The 1,722-nt window shown below is 62.9% G+C and carries 1 protein-coding gene; it reads left to right on the top strand.

Annotation, left to right across the window (positions count from 1 at the left end):
• Window positions 1-242: 242 nt before the first annotated feature.
• On the top strand, window positions 243-1,722 hold a 1,480-nt coding region (locus tag VQ044_RS18445), incomplete at its 3' end, for a methyl-accepting chemotaxis protein (protein ID WP_331827740.1).

The raw sequence follows: 1,722 nt of genomic DNA, 5'->3' as shown, positions 1-1,722 counted from the left end.
TAGGGTGCTGCCTGCCCGGGGGGGGGGGGGGGGGGGGCGGAAATCCGTTGCCCAGCTTACCAAATATTGGCCGCGCGGAAGTGAAGTATTAAGTTTTAACGTTTTATGGTGCGGATATAAACAAGGAATAATGGTTTGATATCAATCAATTAGCGAATGATTCGCCTTGAGTTGAGAGCCGATTCCCGAACCGCCACCCTCCGCATATGTTAGAATGCGCCTGCCCCCCGAGGATCGAATTTATGCTCCGTAGGCTCTCTTTACCTGCCAAAGTCTCCATCATGGTCGTGGCCTGCCTTGCCGTGCTGACCGTCCTGTTCGGCGTCGCCAACGTCATTGTCCTGCGCGAGGACGGCGCGAGACGAGCGGCGGAACGCCAGGAAAGCAATATGCGGGTGGCATGGGAGGTTCTCGGCGCCTATGGCGACTCCTTCCGCCGGGAAGGCGACAGTTTTTACGTCGGCCAACAGCAGCTCAACGATTTCTCCGAATCGGTCGACAAGATCAAGGCGCTGGTTGGCGGCACGGCGACCGTCTTCATGGGCGACAAGCGGGTGACCACCAACGTCAAGAAGCCGGACGGCAGCCGCGCTGTCGGAACGGTGCTGGCGCGCGGTCCGGTCTATGATGCCCTCTTTGCCGATGGCCGGCCTTATCGTGGCCGGGCCGACATCCTCGGAACGCCGTTCTTTACGGCCTACGATCCGATCAAGGATGCTTCCGGCAAGACCATCGGGATTCTCTATGTCGGCATTCGCGAGGCGGAATTCTTCTCGTCCATCGATTCGCTGCAATACAAGCTGGCGGCAATTTCGCTGGGCGCGGCGATCATCATCGGATTGTTCGTGCTGTGGATGTCGGGACGCTTGTTCGCGCCGCTGAAAGGCCTGACCAAAACAATCGCCGCAGTTGCCGATGGCCGTACCGATGTGACGGTTGTCGGGCTCGATCGCGAGGACGAGATCGGCCAAATGGCGACCTCGGTGGAACATCTGCGCCACGCCGTGATCGAGCGTGAGCGTCTGGAGAGCGAGGCTGCGGCAGCGCGGATCGACCAGGAACAGGCGAAGCAACGCCAGGCGGCGCTGGACAATGCCAAGGCCGAGGATCTGCGCGCCTTCGTCGGCGTGGTGGAGGTCGGTTTCGAGCGACTGTCGGCGGGCGACCTGACGGTTCGCATGGCCGAGCCGGTGGCGGCGGAGTTCGAGCCGATCCGGGCGAAGTTCAACGACAGCGTCGGCAAGCTGGAAGATGCGATCGGCAATGTGGTGACCTCGATCGGCTCGATCCGGTCTGGCCTGCAGGAGATCAACACGGCGTCGAACGACTTGGCGCAGCGCACCGAACAGCAAGCGGCCAACCTGGAAGAGACGGTGGCGGCGCTGGGCGAGGTGACGACGGCGGTGAACGAAACCGCCGACGGCGCCGGCAAGGCGCAGACGGCGGCGAGTTCCGCCCGCGGCAAGGCCCAGAAGGGCGGCGAGATCGTCGGCCAGGCGGTCGCGGCAATGAGCCAGATCGAAAAGTCCTCCGAGCAGATCAACCAGATCATCGGAGTGATCGACGAGATCGCCTTCCAGACCAACCTCCTCGCCTTGAACGCCGGGGTCGAGGCGGCGCGGGCGGGCGAAGCCGGCAAGGGCTTTGCGGTGGTCGCCCAGGAAGTGCGCGGGCTGGCCCAGCGCTCGGCGGAAGCGGCCAAGGAGATCAAGACGCTGATCG

This window comes from Aurantimonas sp. C2-5-R2, from assembly GCF_036549495.1.
Lineage (GTDB): Bacteria > Pseudomonadota > Alphaproteobacteria > Rhizobiales > Rhizobiaceae > Aurantimonas > Aurantimonas coralicida_A.
This window is presented reverse-complemented; position numbering and strand designations above follow the sequence as displayed.